This is a genomic window from Gluconacetobacter sp. (assembly GCF_047721585.1).
Taxonomy (GTDB): domain Bacteria; phylum Pseudomonadota; class Alphaproteobacteria; order Acetobacterales; family Acetobacteraceae; genus Gluconacetobacter; species Gluconacetobacter dulcium.
Window position 1 is genome coordinate 1 of the sequence record NZ_JBDNXE010000088.1, and the last position, 17,918, is coordinate 17,918.

Sequence of the window (17,918 nt, forward strand, 5' to 3'; positions counted from 1 at the left end):
CATAGGGCTCATCCTTTGAGTGTTTTACTCTCCGGTAAACCCGGGGCGGTTCAGTGCTGGCGAGCATCCCTGGTCACGGCCCACGGCTCCTGGTCGACTTGCCGGAACTCGGCACAATGGAGGAGGGCCAGGCCGGGAGGGCTGCCATCAGATATGCCCTCTACATGCCTGCCATCGTCGCCATGCGGTTCAATCCCGACCTCAAATGTGTCTACGACCGCCTTATCGCCAAGGGCAAACACGCCAAAATCGCCATCACTGCAATCATGCGAAAGCTCGTCGTCCTCGCAAACGCGCTGCTCCGCAAAAATTGCGTCTGGACTCCAAAAGCCGCTTGATCACAACTGATACTCTTGGTTCCTGCGACTCTGCGGCGGCCTGGACGCACCCGAAAATCCACCGGATAGGGCTTGGCAACTCGTACTAAATTCTGGCAAAGTCTGCCATCCTTTGCGATGAGAGGGCCGGTTTATGCCGGACGAAATTCTAACGCTGCCGGAGGTGGCCCAATTGCTCAAGGTCGCCGAGAAGACCGTCTACACGATGGCCCAGAAGAGCCAGCTGCCCGCCTTCAAGGTCGGCGGCCAATGGCGGTTTCAGCGTGTGGACATCGACAGGTGGATTGAGCAGCAAAAAGCAAGCAGCCGGGACGAGGGAAGGACCTGAGATGTCGATCCATTGCTTCGCCGGCGCGCCCCTCTCCCCGATTCGCAGATCCGGCTTGCGCTTCGTTGCATATCTCTGCGGGGAGGTGATCGAATGACAACCGCAGGGATAGACTTTGATAGGCTGTTGAAGCTGCGTCTGGTCGCCGGCCGGGTGGGCGAGATGGATCTGGCGAAATGGTGGAATACAAGGGGCCAGCTTAGCCGACTTGGAACCGCAGCTGTCCGACGCGGATTCCCTCGGACCCACTACTTCGCACAGGCGCGATCTGTCTTTGCTGTGGCGGCTTTTCGATGCCGTGAAGTTTTCGACCCACCGCATGGCGTGACGCTCTGGCAACTTCCCGAGGCAATCGAAGAAGAGTTTGACGTTCATTGGGAGCATTGCCTCGATCGCGCCGACCAATGGAGCCCATTTTTCCTCCAAATCGAGGCAATGAAGGAACCAGATCTGAGGGCGGCGCTTGAATCGTTCAGTTTGATCTCTGACGCTGGGGCCGACCTTTTTCCACGTATGCGGCGGTCGTCGGAAGGGCGGGCAGTCCCGTTGCCGGGGGCCTTTACCGGCACGAATCTGGACATGGAACTTCTTGCGCTCGGCTTCGCACGCGGTGAGCCAGGCTCACTCGCGGTTCCCTACGCGCGCCTGGATAACCCATGACGCCGGCCGCGAGATCCCACGTCGTCTCGTCGTTCACACTCATCAAAGGAGCGATGATTGCCGAAACCTATGCCGTCTTTGCTGCATGGGACTTTAGTGCATCCAAGAAAGCGAACCTTGATCGACTCAGAAGCGATAATTTCATTGGAGCGGGCTCAACCACTTGGCTTCGCGATGTCGCGAAAGTGCTGAATCGGCGATTTGATCCAGCTAACCGCGATCGCGCCCTGGTGCTTCTAGCGAAGAACGGGTGCCCTATCGAAGAGTGGAAGCCAATCCTTCTGTGGCACATCACACGCGATGAGTTTTTATTGCGGGATTTTTTGATTAACTGGCTCTTCCCAACTTTTGTGTCGGGCACCTACCGCGTTCGGACTGAGGACGTCTACGAACATCTCCGCAGCGTTGGACGCCGTAGCGGGATCGTTGAGCACGCCTGGAGTGACACGACTCTCAATCGCGTCTCTGCCGCGCTCCTTAAGATGGCGGTCGATTTCGGCTTGCTTCGCGGGAGTTCGACCAAAGAATTTGCCAGTTACCATCTCCCCGAACGGAGCTTCCTTTATATTCTGTACGCCCTTCGTGAAAAGACGCGTAATCCTCGAAAGGTTCTTGAAACTGAGGAATGGCGGATGTTTCTGATGCTGCCGTCAGCCGTAGAGCGTGAATTACTTCGTCTTCATCAGTATCAGAAGGTGGACTATCAGATCGCCGGCAGCCTCGTTCAACTCAGCTTGCCGTGCGCCAATACCTGCGAGTATGCGAAAAGGATGGTGGCATGAGCGATCTGATGCAGCGCATCAAGACCAGCCTCGAACCGATTCTGGAATTGGCGGACCCTCGCGAGCGGCTCAGCGCGTACCACGACATGCCGTATGCGCTTTTCCGATATGACCCTGAGGAAGAATTCGAGCTGCGCAAACAAATCAGCTTGCTTGAGACCCGGCTCACTCAAAAAGGAAAGCGCGTCAGCCGCATCTCGTTGGCCCAATGCTTGGACGCGGCAATGCGGTCACAACGGCCACTCGAGGACTGGTTTTCTGCGGAATGCGATCAAGGCACCGATACGATTGTAGAGACCGTGCATTCAGTCCTTTCTGAATATGCGCCACTGGTGGACCTCGTCGCCGCGCAGATGCCCCACGATCCCGACCCGCTCAGTGATATTGTCTTCATTCAGCGCACTGGCGCTTTGTTCCCCGTCTACCGGACATTCTCATTGTTGGAACAGCTGAAAGGGCGGGTCATGGTGCCGACGATTTTGTTTTATCCGGGCGATCTCGACGGCGCTGCCGGGCTTCGCTTCATGGGCGTGCTGGCAGCTGAGCACAACTATCGTCCAAAGATCTTTTGACGGGAAATCAGCGATGGCCAATGAACCGATCAAAAGCCTTTTTGCGAACGACATTCATCGTCGTATCGAAGAAGTCATCAAGGTCGATCAGACCAGCGATGATATTCTGCGCGATGAGATCAATGAGTACGTAGTCACTGACGCGATCAGGTCCCACTACACAAGTATTTTTGACGCCTATAGCGAGACGCCGAACAAGCCGCACGAAGGCATTGCCATTTGGGTTTCGGGATTTTTTGGCTCTGGTAAATCCAGCTTTGCGAAGATGCTCGGGTTGTCAATCGAGAACCGCCCAGTGGCCGGAATTCCGGCGGGCGATCGGTTCGGGCAGAGGACAGGAGACAACAAACTTCAGGTTCTTCTGAAGGCAATAAACGAAAAGATACCAACGCATGCCGTGATTTTCGATGTCTCAACGGATAGAGGAATCAGAAGCGGTAATCAGTCTCTGACTGAGATCATGTACGGTCTTTTTCTCCAGAGCCTTGGTTATGCGAAGGACCTCGATCTTTCGGAATTGGAGATTGCCCTAGAGGAAAAGGGGCAACTCGAAGGGTTCGAGGCCGAGTACGAGCGGCTATTCAAGAAGGAATGGTCCGTCGAGAAAGGCAAAGTCGCATTCGCCCTCAGCGAGGCCAGCCGGGTTCTGCATAGCTTTGATCCAGAAACTTATCCCATGGCAGATTCATGGGTGAAGGCGGTAAAAAACAAGGCTGATATCTCGCCCGGGAAGCTGGCGGAACGCGCAAATGAATTGATGAAGCGTCGGCGGCCCGGTCAGGCGCTTATGTTCGTCGTGGACGAAGTCGGCCAGTTTGTCGCTCGAGATGTCCAGAAGATGCTGGACCTCCAGGCTGTCGTTCAGAGTCTCGGCGTCAAGGGGCGCGGCAAGCACTGGATTGTCGTCACCTCTCAGGAAAAGCTTGGCGAGCTCGTCAGCGGGCTCGATGACAAAAAGATCGAGCTTGCCCGGCTCATGGACCGTTTTCCTCTCCAGGTCCATTTGGAGCCGTCCGACATTTCAGAGGTCACAAGCCGACGTGTCCTCTCCAAAAACGCACCCGCGCAGAAAGCCCTGGGCGAGCTTTTCGATCAGCACCGTGGGCGGTTCACTGAGCACACGCGTCTGACTGCAGACATTAAGCTGCCCGAACTTACCCGCGACAGCTTCGTCGATCTCTATCCGCTGCTGCCTTATCAGATCGATCTTATTATCCAGGTGGTGTCAGGGCTGCGCACGCAAGGCGGTGCTAGCAAGCACGTCGGTGGGGCGAACCGGACGATCATCAAGCTGGCGCAGCAGCTCCTTATCAATCCGGCCGTCAATCTCGCGGACCAGCCGATTGGCTCCGTCGCAAGGCTCGACCAGGTTTACGACCTTGTCGAGGGCAATATCGGTTCCGAGGTTCGCGCGAAGATTTCCGCTATCTCCAAGGAGCTAGACCATCCGCTCGCGCAGCCAGTCGCGAAGGTGATCTGCCTCCTGCAATACGTGAAGAGCGTCCACCGTACAGCCGAAAATATATCGGCCGCCCTCCATCCCGGAGTTGGTGGAGACTCCCAGCTCGCCGCGGTGAAGGATGCGCTCCGCCAGCTCGAAGCGACGAACAAAGTTCGCCTCGGCGATGATGGATACCGTATCCCGACACCCGCGGAGGACGACTGGGAGCGCATTCGTAACGGTATAAACCCGAAGCCCGGTGATGCGCATCGCATCTATTCCGAGGTGTTGGCCGGGTTCTGGCAGCCGCAACCAACCCACATCCTATTCGACACGAAAACCTTCAAGGCCGGCTTCGCGATCCACGGACGTGAGATTGTCGATGGCAACATGATGTTTCACGTCCATCTCGCTGAGGATGGAGCAGCGTTTCAGGCGCTGGCCGCGGAGCTTCGTGCCCGCAGTCAACGGGAGCGTAAGAGCGTCTTCTGGGCTGTCGCCCTCAATGACGCGATCGATCGTGAGACGGTTGAGCTATTTCGTTCCAAGGAGATGTTGGCGCGGAAGGAGCGCGAAGCGAAGACCGCCGACGAAACTGCGCTCATTGGCGAAGAAAAGATCCGGCAAAGGCGGCACCAAGATGAGCTGCGTCGGCTCGTAAGAGCTGCCTGCCTCGCTGGCAGCGTCAGCTTCCGCGGTAACGATCGCAGCCCTGACGATCGGGCGGTGGACATGGGCAAGAGCGCCGCCGAAATTCTGAGCGACGTGCTGCCAGAGGTGTTCGATCGCTTCAAGGAAGCTGCCGCAAAGCCTGCCGATGTCAAGAAGGGCCTCGATGCCCTGTTCACCGCAGAGAACCTTCAGGGTCTCCCGTCCGTGTTCGGAAGCCTTGGCCTTTTACGAGACGAAAAGGGCAAGACGGTCTTCCGGGTTGAAAGCGGCGCATTGGCCGAGGTGCTTTCGCGTATCGAGGAACGCGCCAACTACGGCGATACCGCGAGCGGTCGCTATCTCGCCGATGAGCTGGCGAAGGAGCCGTTCGGCTGGGACTTCGAAGTCGTCCGCTTGCTGGTGTTCTCGCTGCTGAGAGCCGGAAAAATCCAAGCCACCAGCAAAGGTCAGACGATCGACTCCGCGACGGGGATCGAAGCCCGAGATACTTTTTCGAACAACAACTTCTTTCGCCAAGCGTCGTTCAGGCCGAAGAAGGGCATCGAATTCGAGGAGCTGGTTAAGGCGTCCGAGGCCTTCCGGGACACGTTCGGTAGCGAGGTCAGGGAGCTCAACGCCGGCGCGATCGTCTCCGAACTCCGCAAGGAGATCGCCCGCCATGAAGACCCGGTCTCCTCCGCGCATGGCCAGCTGATCGCCTACCGGCTTCCAGGGGCTGCGGTCCTCGAAGGCGCTATTGGACAAATGAAGGCCGTCCTGCGCGGATCCGAGGACAACGCGATCGCCACCTTCAATGCGTCGCATCGTGCCATTAAGGACGCCATCAAACGCGCTACCGAGCTTGAGCAGGCCCTATCAGAACCAAAGCTGCGCGATCTCGATCGGGCACGAGAAGCCCTGCGATCGGCCTGGCCGTTCCTCAGCAGCGAAGCGGATGTAGCCGACGAGTTGCGTGCCGATGCCGCCGAGCTTGAGGATCTCCTGGCGCGGGAGACCTTCTACCGCGAGCTGCCGCTTATCGAACAACACGCGTCGGCTATCGATGCCGAGTACGCCCGTCGTTTCGATGACGCGTTGGAGGCTCGAATAGACGCCTACACGCACGCGCTTGATCGGTTGGCGCAGACGCCCGGCTGGGATGGGATCGATCAAGACCAACAAGAGAAGCTTGCGGCTCCCTTGCTGCGAGGGAAAACGCGGGACCAGGTGCGCGTGCCAATTCCGCAGCTCCGTTCGGAACTGGACGCCTGTGAGGCTCGGCTTCAGGACGCCATCGCAGAACTCCACCGCATCGTCGATGGCGATCGCGTCGCGACCGTGCGGTTGGGTGGATACTTCTCCGGCGGAGTCGAAACCGAAGAACAGCTTGACGCCGCTCTCGCCGGCATTCGGGAGGAGTGTTCGCGACTGATCGGCACAGGCAAGAAGGTGATCGTCCAATGATCGGCGCGCACCATGGATAAGGCGACACGCAACGCCATCGAGCGGGCAACCCAGCAGGCGCGCAAGCTGTTGGACGAGGATTTTTCCTCGCAGCTCGAAGGCACCTTTGACGTGTTGCGCAGCGGTGTCGTCGCACCAGCCGGTGGCGCACATCTATCGACCCGTCAGCAGTTTCAGCGGGACAAAATAGTCGCGACGATCGAACACAAGCGGGCCGCTGGGGCCACCGCCGTTGAGGCGGTCACCGACTATGTAAGGGATTCTGCGTTCACGACGCTGAACAGGTTCGTCGCGCTCAAAATGCTCGAAGCACGCCAGCTTGTGCAGGAGTGCATTTCCAAAGGCGACCAATCTTCCGGATTCAAGGAGTTCTGCGGTATGGCGCCGGGCGTAGCGCTTCTACCCGACGCCGCCGGTTATCGCCTTTATGTTGAAAGCCTGTTCGACGAGTTCTCGACTGAGATCAAGGTTCTGTTTGACCGGCGTGACTCGGCGTCGATCCTATGGCCTAAGCGGCAAACGTTTGAGGCGCTACTGACCATCCTTAATGCAGCCGACCTTTCGGGAGTTTGGGGTGAAGACGAGACGATTGGGTGGGTCTACCAGTTCTTCAACTCGGACGAAGACCGAGAAAAAATGGGTCGAGGAAGGCGTCCCCCATCAAACAGCCGAGAGTTGGCGGTCCGCAATCAGTTCTTTACGCCGCGATACGTTGTGCAATTCCTCGTCGACAACACACTTGGCCGCCTGTGGCTGGAAATGCATGGAGATGGCGGTCTTCTCGCTGCACGATGCGAATACCTCGTCAGATCAAGAGAAACGCCGGCCAACGCACGCCTACAGAAGGATCCAAGAGATCTTCGCATTCTAGATCCTGCCTGTGGTTCAGGCCATTTCCTTCTATACAGTTTTGATATTCTACTGGCGATCTACGAGGAAGCGTGGGCAGTCGATCGAAATGGGCCTGCGAGCGACCTGACGGGCCACTCTCTACGGTCGGATTTCCCAAATCTCGGCGAGCTGCACAAGGCGGTGCCGAAGATGATCGTCGAATACAATCTTCACGGCGTAGACATTGACCCGCGCTGCGTACAGATCGCGGCACTAGCGCTATGGCTGCGAGCGCAGCGTGCGTGGAAAGAAATAGGTGTCGCTGCAGCTGATCGGCCCCGTATTCAGCGCACGCATATCGTGGTGGCGGAGCCGATGCCCGGCGACGATGCGCTCACAGATGAGTTTGCGGCTCAACTCGATCCGCCACTGCTGCGAGACCTGTTCAAGAGGATGGTCGGTGAATGTCGGCTGGCTGGCGATCTCGGCGCACTCCTACGGCTCGAAGACAGCATCGCTGCGGAGCTACACCAAGCCAGGGAGCAATTCGTAAAGCAGCGACACGTCACAGGATTTCTCCCAGGCATGGAACCCGTAGTGGCTCAGGGTTCCTTGGACCTCTCAGGAATTGATGACGACCGTTTTTTCCACGAGGCCGAGGCGTTGATCGTCGGCGCATTGCGCGCGTTCGCAGAAGCAGCCACCGGAAGTGCAAGTGTCCGCCGCCGGCTTTTTGCGGGTGATGCGGCACAGGGAATAGCGCTGATCGACCTTGTTCGAACACGGTTCGATATCGTCTTGATGAATCCGCCCTTTGGCGCTGGGAGCCTTGCCGCGAAGAGAGAGTTTGAAAGGAGTTATCCCGTAACAAAGAACGACATTTATACAGCCTTTGTGGAGCGTGGAATCGAGCTGCTCCATCCGCGGGGACTTCTTGGTGCCATCACTTCGCGGGCAGGGTTTTTTCTGGCGACATTCCAAAAGTGGCGTGAAGAGATATTGCTCAAGCAAGCGCCTCCGGTTGTGTTCGCCGACCTGGGCTACGGCGTGCTGGACAGCGCGATGGTTGAGGTGGCCGCTTACTGTCTTGAGAAAGACCGAAAGGTCACGTCATGAAGACGGTCTTCTTTCGCATTCTTGATGCCGAGGATAAGGCGGAGGCCCTGCGTGCCGCAATCGTCAATCCGAATTCGGCACGGGATAAGCAAATATTCGAGTTAGATCCAGTAGTATTTTCTGTTGTCCCTCGATCCCCATTTGCATACTGGGTTGGTGACAAGCTGAGAGGTTTGTTTGCCGAATTGCCGCCTCTTGAATCGGAAGAGCGAACAGCTAAGGCGGGCCTGAATACAAACAATGATAAGAGATTTCTGAGGGCTTGGTGGGAAATTTCTGTCGAGCCTTCTGCACCCTTGGAGCGATGGGTTCCCCTCGCCAAGGGGGGATCTCCCAACTCCCACTATACAGATACTGTCGTTGTTGTCCGATGGTTCTCCAATGGTGCCGAATTGAAGGCGTTTGCATCCGCATACCGCGCGTCACACGGGTGGGGTGACCAGTGGAGTGCAATGATCAACGCGATCGAGTTCTATTTCCGACCAGGATTCACATGGCCGCTGAGGGCCTCTCGTTTTGCTCCGGCGGCTTTGCCGGCCGGGTCCATATTTAGCAAGAGAGGGTGCGGCGGATTCGCGCCTCCGGTAGAATTACCTTGGATAATCGCGTTTCTGTCGTCACGCGGTTTCGATACCGTTTTTAAGATGCTCCTCGGCCGCTTCGGTCACCCCGAATTCTCAGGGGGCGGACTTCAGCGAATGCCGATGCCAGAGCCATCGGAAGACGACAGACGAATTCTTGCCGATCTATTCAGACGGTCGTGGTCCCTAAAGTATCGTGCTGATACGAGAACCGAGACTTCACATGCATTTGTGCTACCGCAGCTCTTGCAAGTGGATGGTTGCAATCTCGCATCTCGAATATCCGCTTCAACTGAACAGCTCGCCCAAATCCATAACGAGATACTGGCTCTTCAATCGGAGATCGATCAACGTAGCTTTGAAATCTATGGACTGAGCGAAGGCGACCAGCGTGCGCTTGCAGAGGGTTTTGGCGTCGAAAGTCCCGAATTAGAATCTAGCTCAGGCGAAATCGATCAAGATGATGAGGACGAGGGCGAAAAGCTCGAGACGACACCTGCCGAAGGCAGTGGGATGGGGCTTGTCGAAGCCCTCGTTTCGTGGGCGGTCGGCGTTGCCTTCGGTCGCTTTGACGTACGGATTGCAGCTGGGCTTCGAAAAGGACCACCGGAACCCGCACCGTTCGATCCCCTGCCGCCAGCGTCGCCCGGCATGCTCATCGTCGACGCCAGTCTGCAACCTGGGCACCCTGGCGTGGATTATCCACTTAATTTTCCCGAGAACGGAATGCTCGTCGATGATCCGGGGCATTCACTTGATCTGACCCGTGCGGTGCGCTCGGTGTTCGAGATCGCTTTTCAAAGTCTCGCGGAGGAAATGTGGAACGACGCATCCAGTTTACTGGATGCGAAGGGTCGCAACATTCAAAAATGGTTGTCCGAAAGCTATTTCGGCTATCATTTAAGAAAATATTCGAAAGGCGGAAGGAAGGCTCCCGTCGTTTGGCAGCTCGGCGTGCCCTCAAGGCGCTACAGCGTATGGTTGTACGCGCATCGATTGACAAGAGATAGTCTCTTTCAAATTCAGAATGAACTAGTGACCCCCAAGCTTGCTCACGAGGAGCGGCAGCTTGCTGGCTTCATCGAGGCTGCTGGTCCCAATCCTAACGCGCGGCAGCGAAAGGAGATTTCTGAACACGAGGGGTTTGTAACCGAGATTAGTACCTTTCTAGAAGAGATAAAGCGCGTTGCTCCGCTTTGGAAGCCCGAGCTCGACGATGGCGTCGTAATAACAATGTCACCGCTTTGGCGACTCGTTCCCCATCACAAGGTCTGGCAGAAGGAACTAAAGAGCAAATGGGAAGAACTCGCTTCGGGAAAGTACGACTGGGCTCATCTTGCGATGCATCTATGGCCCGAGCGCGTTGTTCCGAAATGCGCGATAGACCGTAGCATCGCCATCGCCCACGGTCTTGCGGACGTCTTTTGGACGGAAGGGGCAGATGGGAAATGGAGGCCACGCCAAATCCCGACCCGCCCAATCGACGAGATAGTTAGGGAGCGGACGTCCGTCGCAGTGAAAGCCGCCTTGCTGGACCTTGTGACAGCCTCAGCAGCGAACGGCTCGAAGGCAAAAGCACGGAGGTCATCATCGTGACGATCTCCGAGGACAACATCAAGAACGCGGTCCTTCGCTACCACCGCGAATACGACCGATACCTCAAGCTTTCCGCGCGCGTCGCGGAGATATGCAGGTTTGAAATTGTCGAAGGCAACGCGATTCGCGCGCAGGTCACATTTCGCGCGAAGAGCCCCAAGAGTCTTGAGGGGAAGCTTCGGCGCTTCGCCGCTTCAGGCAAGAAGGACCTGCCGACCGTACAATCGGTCTTTGACGCAGTGCGTGATCTCGCTGCGGTGCGAATTGCGACCTACGAACAGCGGCACGAGGACCAGGTCGTACAATTGGTTTGCAACCGGTTCGTCGATCTGAAGGGCGCAAAGCCGGAGAGCGAGCGGAAGGATAAGAACGCGGGGGACAACAACAATTTCTATCGAGCAACGCATATCGAAGCGTTTTTGCCGGAGGCCGATGTGATCGGCACCTACGCCAACGTCTCGGACGTCCCTTGCGAGATTCAGGTCTGCAGTATGATGGCCCATGTGTGGAATGAGATCGAACACGATCTCGGCTATAAGCCTCTGACCGGCTCCCTATCTGAACAGGAACGCAGCCTCCTGGTGTCGCTTGGGTTTGCCGTTCGGCAGGGCGACATCACGATCGGAAATCTTTTCGCCGAGACGGAGCGACGGCAACGCGAGCACGGCGGCGTTTTCACGGACGTCTACGACTTCGTCGCCCGGGTCCGCGGGTGGTTCCCAGATATCGACTTCGGGCGAAACGCCGGCCCCCTGTACGAAGCACTGCAACCTGTTCGCCTCGTCTCGCCGGAAAGCATAAGGAAGCTGATTGCTGCTTCCGAGCCTATGACAGTGACCGCGCAGAGCGCGCTCGATGAATTCTCGGCGAATCTGGCGGCCAAAGGCGATGGGCGGTTCGCTTTGGACCGTAACTCCTCCGACCTTCTTCTCGTCCTGCTCCTGCCCAAGGTCGCAGCCTACATCGTGTCGTCATCCGGCGAAGCCGTTTCCGATGGTGTTGCGCGCCTGCGCTGGTTTGCTGCCCGCTTTCAGGAGCTCTCCAAGGTGGAAAGCGGAGGTCTCAGCTGATGCACCCCTTGAATGAGTATATTTCGAAGCAGCTCGCTGAGAAGCTGAAAGCGAGGAAGGTGGTCGTCTGGTACGATCCGCGCCGCGAATTTGCGCCCTTTATAGGGGAACTGCGGGGCGGCGCTCGGACAGGCGACGAAGCCGTCACCGTCGCCGTTGGCGGACTGGCTGCGCGTCTTGCGGAGTTCGATGGCTCATTGTTTGAGCTGCGCGCGGTGGTGGAACCGTTCGTCTGCGATGATGCGCCGAGCGAGTGCGTCATCATCTACCTGCCCGGCTGCGAGCGTGATCGGCACGGATCAGTGCTGATGGAGCTCGAGAAGGCCGGTGAATGCTACGAGCCGCAACTTAAGCGGCTGGCGCGCAATGTTCTTCGTCAACGGTACACGGACGGGGTCATCGACGAGATGTCGGCGCCCGAACGTGTCTCATACGAAGATCTCGCACGGGCATCCTCTGACACATCATCGACAGAGCCGCCATCGGTTCTGAAATCCATCTTCCACGGCGCTTCGGGCAATGACGGTATCATTGCCCCCTGGCTTGCGAGCGACGGGCGCGATGCTGAAATCGAGTCGAAGGAAGCCACGCGCGAACTTGTAAAGCTCATACGTTCGAAGCTCGGTCTCGAGCTTCCGGACGACGCACCTCTGCCGAGGCTTCGATCCATCAGCCTTCGGTATGTTCTGGCCGGAGAATTCCGCGGCGATTTGAGCGGCGCGCTTCCGTTGGCGCTTGATAGCATACCGGCGCCACGGACCAGGGATGAGGAAGGCGCGGTCCGGGAACTCGCGCACCTGCTTCGCACCAAATTTTCGGAGGCCTATCCCGGCATGGCCGACCGCGTGGAGGCCGAACTTGGGCTGGACGCGGCCGCCATTTCCGCAGGAACCCTCGGATCGATCGATACCTTCCGCTTCGAGGAACAAGCGTTGCTCGCGCACTGCGGCGACCTCGTCGCACAGAAGAAGTTTGATCAGGCCCTCGAACTGATCACCGGCCGCGAGCAAAGTTTCTGGCTCGATCGGGATGTCGGTCGAAAGGCGCAATGGGAGGCCTGCCGTCGCATGGCCGAGCTGGGCGCCCTCGGCGTGGCCGTTCGGGCGGCGGTCGGCAAGGCCTCAGTCGACGCCAACGGCTGGATCGACGCCTACGTAGCCAAGAACGGTTGGTTTCGATTGGATCAGGCTCAACGGCGGCTTGAAGCATGGGTCGCCAACCTTGACGACGAGCCCGAAGAGCGCCCGCTAGGGATCGTGCGCGGCGTCTATGAGGACGCTTGCCGCGCGATGGCCGACGGCTTCACGCGAGCGCTCGTGGCGGCCAACTGGGCCGTCTCGAGTTGCTTGCACCAGACTAGGATTTTTAGTGAAGTCGTCTCCGAACAGCCGAAGCCCGTCGCCTATTTCTTCGTCGATGCCATGCGCTTCGAGATGGGCGTCGAACTCTCAGAGCGACTCCCAAAGTCGGTAGAAGTCAGCGTGCGCGCAGCCGTCTGCGCCCTCCCGAGCATTACCCCGATTGGGATGGCGGCCCTTCAGCCGGGGGCATCTTCAAGCTTCAGTGTGGTCGAGCAGGGCGGAGCACTGGGGGCTCGGATCGATGACGCGTTCCTTCCTGACCTAACCGCACGGAAGAAATTTGCCGCCTCGCGGATCCCCAAACTGTCGGACATCGCGCTCGACGAATTGCTGAGTTTGCAACCGTCTAGACTTGCCAAGAAGATCGAGGGTTCTCAGGTCATCATTGTCAGGTCGCAGGAAATCGACCACGCGGGCGAGCGCGGGTTCACTTTCCAGGCTCGGCAGGTGATGGACACCGTCATCGATAATCTCGCCCGGGCCATCCGAAAGCTCGCGGCAGCTGGTGTCGAGCACTGCGTATTGACCGCAGATCACGGCCACCTCTTTTTTCCATCTGACCGCGATGAATCGATGCGAATCGCGTCGCCGGGAGGCGACGAAGTCGACCTTCACCGGCGCTGCTGGATTGGTCGCGGTGGCACAACACCGTCTGGCTGCGTGCGCGTGACGGCCTCCGCGCTTGGGTACGACTCCGATCTCGATTTTGTATTTCCCTTGGGAAGTGGGGTCTTCAAGGCCGGGGGTGACCTGGCATTCCACCACGGCGGCCCATCATTGCAGGAAATGGTCATCCCAGTTGTAACGGTCCGCATGAAGACGAGCGCGCCGGGGCGTTCGTCCTCGGGACCAGTAGCGGCCATCGGCCTGCCCGACGCGGTCACCAACCGCATCTTCAGCGTGGTGATCCAACTCGACGGCAAGAATCTCTCCCTGTTTTCAACCGAACTGGTGGTCCGCCCGCTTCTTATGTCCGCCGGAAAGCAAGTGGGCGGCGTCGGAATGGCCATCGACGGCGAGTTCGATCGCTCGACAGGCTGCGTGAAATTGGAGGCCGGGAAGCAGGTCACGGTGGCGTTCTTGCTGAGCGACGAGAGCGTGCCGTCGCTCCGCGTCGTCATCCAAAACCCGACAACTGACGCGGAGCTGTATCGCTCACCCACCGACATCCCGGTCCGTCTCGGAGTTTAAGCATGAGCAATGGTACACCGCCGGCCCGTGACGCACTCGACAACAAAGCGAACCAGCTGTTCGCCGGAAAGGTTGTCCGGAAGGATCTCGTTCGCAAGGTCAAGGTAGGGGCCAATGTGCCCGTCTTCGTGCTGGAGTTTCTACTTGGAAAATATTGCGCCTCGTCCGATGAGCTCGCAATTCAGATGGGGCTGCAGGTCGTCAACGACACGCTCGCAAACAACTATATTCGACCAGACGAGTCTGCGAAGGCACAGAGCAAGGTCAAAGAGAGTGGAAAATATTCTTTCATCGACAAGGTCAAAGTGCGGCTGGTCGATTCCGACTACTGGGCAGAAGGCGTAAATTTTAATAACAAATTCCTTCATATACCCAGCCAATACGTGCGTGATTATGAGCGCCTGCTTATGGGGGGCGTGTGGGTGCAAGTCGACATGCGGTTCGAAACCGACGAGGAGTCGAAGGGCAAAAATCCGTTTTGGATCGACAAGCTAGTCCCCATTCAAATCGCGACGTTCGACCTCGACGAATACCGCAATGTCAGAAAACAGTTCACCACCGACGAGTGGTTAGATCTGATCGTACGGAGCATGGGATACGAGCCCGGGGAGATGTCTAGGCGGCTCAAGCTGCTCTTCTTGGTTCGACTCATCCCTTTGGCGGAGCGGAACTACAACCTTGTTGAGCTTGGCCCTCGCGGGACCGGCAAGAGCTACGTGGTCCAGGAGGTTTCGCCGTACACAGCGCTTCTGACGGGAGGGACGACAGTCGCCAATCTGTTCGGCCACATGTCGGGGCGTCAAAAGGGCATGGTCCAGATCTGGGATGTCGTGGGCTTCGACGAGGTCGCGGACCTCCAGAAGATGCCTAAGGAAGTCATCACGACGATGAAAACGTACTGCGAGTCTGGCACCTTCCAACGTGGACAGGAGGCCGTTGCAGGGGATGCCAGCATAGCTATGTTCGGCAACACCAATCAGCCGATCGACGTCATGGTCCAGACGGGCCATCTCTTCGCGCCGATGCCCGACACTATTCGTGACGACATGGCATTCATCGACCGGCTGCACTTCTATCTCCCTGGCTGGGAGATTCCGCAGATGCGGAACGAGCTGTTCACGGACCACTACGGCTTTGTTGTGGACTATCTCGCTGAGGCGCTGCGCGACATGCGCAAGCACAACTTCACTGAGATTATCGACCGGTTCTTTTCGATGGGCGCGCATTTGAACGCGCGCGATCGTAAAGCGGTCAGGAAGACCGTGTCTGGATTGATAAAAATTTTATTTCCTGATGGCGACGTGACACAGGAGGAGCTCGCAGAAATTCTTGAGCTTGCTCTCGAAGGACGGAGACGCGTGAAGGAACAGCTCAAGAAAATGGGGTCCTTTGAATATTACCAAACGTCGTTCAGCTACACGGTCCAGGACACCGGCGAAGAGCGCTTTGTTGGTGTCCCCGAGCAGGGTGGACGCGATTTGATTTCCGCCGATCCCCTGTCTCCTGGAAGTGTCTATACGGCCGGCGTGACGTCCGACGGAACCGTCGGCCTTTATCGGTTGGAGGTGTCCGTTTCTAGCGGCACTGCAAAGCTACGGTTGGCCGGTGGCATTTCTGGTGCAATGAAAGAATCGGTGCAGCGAGCCTTTAGCTATGTCCAAGCGAAGAAGGCCGAGCTTGGGATTACCCGGGATCTTGAGACTTCTGACCTCCACGTCGAGGTGATCGATTTATTGGGAAATCGCGTTGAGGCCGAGATCGGCGTCGCGTTCTTCGTGGCGGCCTATTCGGCACTTCGCAAAGCGCCAGTCAGTCCCGCGCTGCTCGTGCTTGGCGACATGAGCGTGCAAGGGAATATCAAGCCGTTGCGATCCTTGACCGAGCCCCTTCAAGTCGCGAAAGACAATGGCGCGAAGCGCTCACTCATTCCGATAGAGAATAAACGAAATTTTCTCGATGTGAGCGCTGACATTATGGAGCACGTCGACCCAGTCTTCTATGGGGATCCGAAGACAGCAGCAATGAAAGTGCTGGGAAACTTATAACGAAGAACTACGTAGCGGGGCGCCGAGGCGAGCTTCGCCTTGACGCGGCTTGTGCTCCATCGCGAGGGTCTCGATCTGCGCTGCGAACGCGTTCCGCCTGCCAATCTTGGCACGCTGCGCTCGAGCCCTTCTGCCAGGAGCTCCCGCAACGCCCCCGTTTAGAGAGTGAGAGTGCGGTCCGGTTTTGCCGTGACGGGTTGAGGGCTGGAGGAGATGCCTCCGGCGCCCGGCGCGGAGACCCGCGATGTCCAAGCACCGCCACGAAGCCGGCCACGGCCACGCCAACCTGTACGACGAAATCACCACCAAGATCATCAGCGAGTTGGAGGCTGGGCGGCTGCCCTGGGTCCAGCCCCGGGGTACGGCCGCCGCAAAGGCGCCGCTCGCTATGCCGAGGAATGCCGCCACCGGGCGGCATTATTCCGGGATCAATGTGCTGATGGACGTGTCACGGTTTAGTTCCGGACCTTTAAGACCGAAGATGGTCATGAAGGAGATTTGGAATGGGACGAGTTTATAAGGCTGAGTTCAGGCACGAGGCGGTGCGTTTAGCTCTGAGCAGCGGTCTGTCACGTGAGCGTATTGCCCAGGATCTGGGTATCGGCTCTTCGACGTTGAAGAAATGGATCCGCGATGCGCAGCAGCACGACACTGTGGTTGCTGATGCAACGGATCATGCAGCGTTATGAGACCTGTGCGCGGGTGGTGGATTTTTAGGACGAAAAGTGATTCTCTTTTGCCTGATATCAAGCCTGGAGCATGACGATGGCGCACCGGTCGATTGGTCAGGATTGCCTGGCATTTTCGGGACAGGATCAGAAGTCGTCATCATTGGATGACATCTCGGCCTTGATCGACTGGCAGGCAATTGCTGCGCTGCTTGGCTCACTCTACGCCGCGCCGAAAGGCGAAGCCGCATGGCCACCGCTTGCGATGTTCCGGGCGATGCTGCTTGCGGTCTGGTATGACCTCTCCGATGTCAAACTGGCTGAAGCTTTGGACGATCGAACATCCTTTCGCCGGTTCTGCGGATTTTCCGCACACGAACCCACACCGGAGCGCACAGCCTTCGTGCGGTTCAGACGCGAACTGGCCAGCCACTCGCTTGATCAAGCCCTGTTCGAAGCGGTGACGGGTCAGTTAAAATCGAGGGCCATTCGGATCAAGACCGGTACGATCGTCGATGCGACGATCATCGCGTCGCAAGCGGAACGCGATAACGAGGCACGGTGGGTCAAGCACAAAGGACGCAAGGCCGTGCATGGCTTCAAGGCCCATGTCGGCGCCGATGCCACGACCGCTTTGGTCGAGCAGATTGCGATTATGCCAGCCAATATCAACGATGGCCGGGCTGGACCGGATGCCATACCCAACGACCTGGGCGAGGTTTTTGCCGACAGCGCCTATCGGGGCAATCATTTCCGCGACGCAGTCCGCTCAAAAGGCGGTACGCTCCGCGTTGCCGCAACGTCGATGTGGGGGCGGGACGAACAGGAAACGCTTGCCCAACTGAAGGCATGGAACGATGACGTCCATCGGACCCGGGGCCGGATCGAGAAGATCTTCGGCACCTGGAAGCGCAGCTATGGGTTACGCCGGATGCGATGGCGCGGTCTCGCCAAAACCGCCATCCAGATCCACGTCACAGCCATTGCCTACAATCTCAGACGGACACTCAATATCCTCGCTGTAGCGGCGTGATATGGTTGACACCATACCCCCCATGCAACGCGTTGTGCAGCGCCCTCGGCAGTAAGAAAACAGGTATCAATATCGCGTTTTCTTCATCAAATTGAGATGGCACCGACAATATCCACCACCCGCGCACAGGTCTCATTATTGCTTGAGAATGAGAGATTACGCCGTGAGAACCTTCTGCTGCGGGAGGAGA

13 protein-coding genes and 1 pseudogene are annotated in these 17,918 nt (G+C 57.8%); all 14 read left to right on the top strand.

All coding sequences use genetic code 11. The features are described 5' to 3' along the window. Positions 1 to 116: 116 nt before the first annotated feature. Positions 117 to 338, top strand: a complete 222-nt coding sequence (locus tag ABF821_RS14665; protein ID WP_415530524.1) for a hypothetical protein — start codon at positions 117 to 119, stop codon at positions 336 to 338. 133 nt (positions 339 to 471) lie between these two features. Continuing rightward, positions 472 to 666, top strand: coding sequence for a methylation-associated defense system helix-turn-helix domain-containing protein MAD1 (gene mads1 / locus ABF821_RS14670; RefSeq protein WP_013639415.1), 195 nt, complete (start codon positions 472 to 474; stop codon positions 664 to 666). Positions 667 to 759: 93 nt separating this feature from the next. Continuing rightward, positions 760 to 1,326, top strand: coding sequence for a BrxE family protein (locus ABF821_RS14675; protein ID WP_415530525.1), 567 nt, complete (start codon positions 760 to 762; stop codon positions 1,324 to 1,326). Next, complete coding sequence (locus ABF821_RS14680) at positions 1,323 to 2,108, top strand: BrxA family protein (protein ID WP_415530526.1); 786 nt, start codon at positions 1,323 to 1,325, stop codon at positions 2,106 to 2,108. The genes ABF821_RS14675 and ABF821_RS14680 overlap by 4 nt, the downstream gene beginning before the upstream one ends. Continuing rightward, positions 2,105 to 2,680, top strand: a complete 576-nt coding sequence (locus tag ABF821_RS14685; RefSeq protein WP_415530527.1) for a BREX protein BrxB domain-containing protein — start codon at positions 2,105 to 2,107, stop codon at positions 2,678 to 2,680. Before ABF821_RS14680 ends, ABF821_RS14685 begins: the two co-directional genes overlap by 4 nt. A gap of 13 nt (positions 2,681 to 2,693) precedes the next feature. Next, entirely contained in the window at positions 2,694 to 6,236 is a 3,543-nt protein-coding gene (gene brxC, locus ABF821_RS14690) for a BREX system P-loop protein BrxC (RefSeq protein ID WP_415530528.1), read from the top strand. A gap of 12 nt (positions 6,237 to 6,248) precedes the next feature. Further along, complete coding sequence (locus tag ABF821_RS14695; RefSeq protein WP_415530529.1) at positions 6,249 to 8,183, top strand: Eco57I restriction-modification methylase domain-containing protein; 1,935 nt, start codon at positions 6,249 to 6,251, stop codon at positions 8,181 to 8,183. Continuing rightward, positions 8,180 to 10,360, top strand: a complete 2,181-nt coding sequence (locus tag ABF821_RS14700) for a hypothetical protein (protein ID WP_415530530.1) — start codon at positions 8,180 to 8,182, stop codon at positions 10,358 to 10,360. The genes ABF821_RS14695 and ABF821_RS14700 overlap by 4 nt, the downstream gene beginning before the upstream one ends. Beyond that, complete coding sequence (locus tag ABF821_RS14705) at positions 10,357 to 11,430, top strand: GTP pyrophosphokinase (RefSeq protein ID WP_415530531.1); 1,074 nt, start codon at positions 10,357 to 10,359, stop codon at positions 11,428 to 11,430. The genes ABF821_RS14700 and ABF821_RS14705 overlap by 4 nt, the downstream gene beginning before the upstream one ends. Further along, the gene (locus ABF821_RS14710) at positions 11,430 to 13,982 is read left to right on the top strand and encodes a PglZ domain-containing protein (protein WP_415530532.1); all 2,553 of its coding nucleotides are present in this window, start codon (positions 11,430 to 11,432) and stop codon (positions 13,980 to 13,982) included. Before ABF821_RS14705 ends, ABF821_RS14710 begins: the two co-directional genes overlap by 1 nt. A gap of 2 nt (positions 13,983 to 13,984) precedes the next feature. Next, entirely contained in the window at positions 13,985 to 16,027 is a 2,043-nt protein-coding gene (gene brxL, locus ABF821_RS14715) for a protease Lon-related BREX system protein BrxL (protein ID WP_415530533.1), read from the top strand. A gap of 244 nt (positions 16,028 to 16,271) precedes the next feature. Then, positions 16,272 to 16,469, top strand: a pseudogene (locus tag ABF821_RS14720) (ArdC-like ssDNA-binding domain-containing protein); the annotation flags it as partial. Between the two features lie 61 nt (positions 16,470 to 16,530). Continuing rightward, positions 16,531 to 16,716: a transposase gene (locus tag ABF821_RS14725; RefSeq protein ID WP_415530535.1), complete on the top strand. Its 186-nt coding sequence runs from the start codon at positions 16,531 to 16,533 to the stop codon at positions 16,714 to 16,716. Positions 16,717 to 16,792: 76 nt separating this feature from the next. Beyond that, positions 16,793 to 17,728 carry an IS5 family transposase gene (locus tag ABF821_RS14730; RefSeq protein WP_415530536.1) on the top strand — a complete coding sequence of 312 codons (936 nt, stop codon included), beginning with the start codon at positions 16,793 to 16,795 and terminating at the stop codon, positions 17,726 to 17,728. Positions 17,729 to 17,918: the final 190 nt, after the last annotated feature.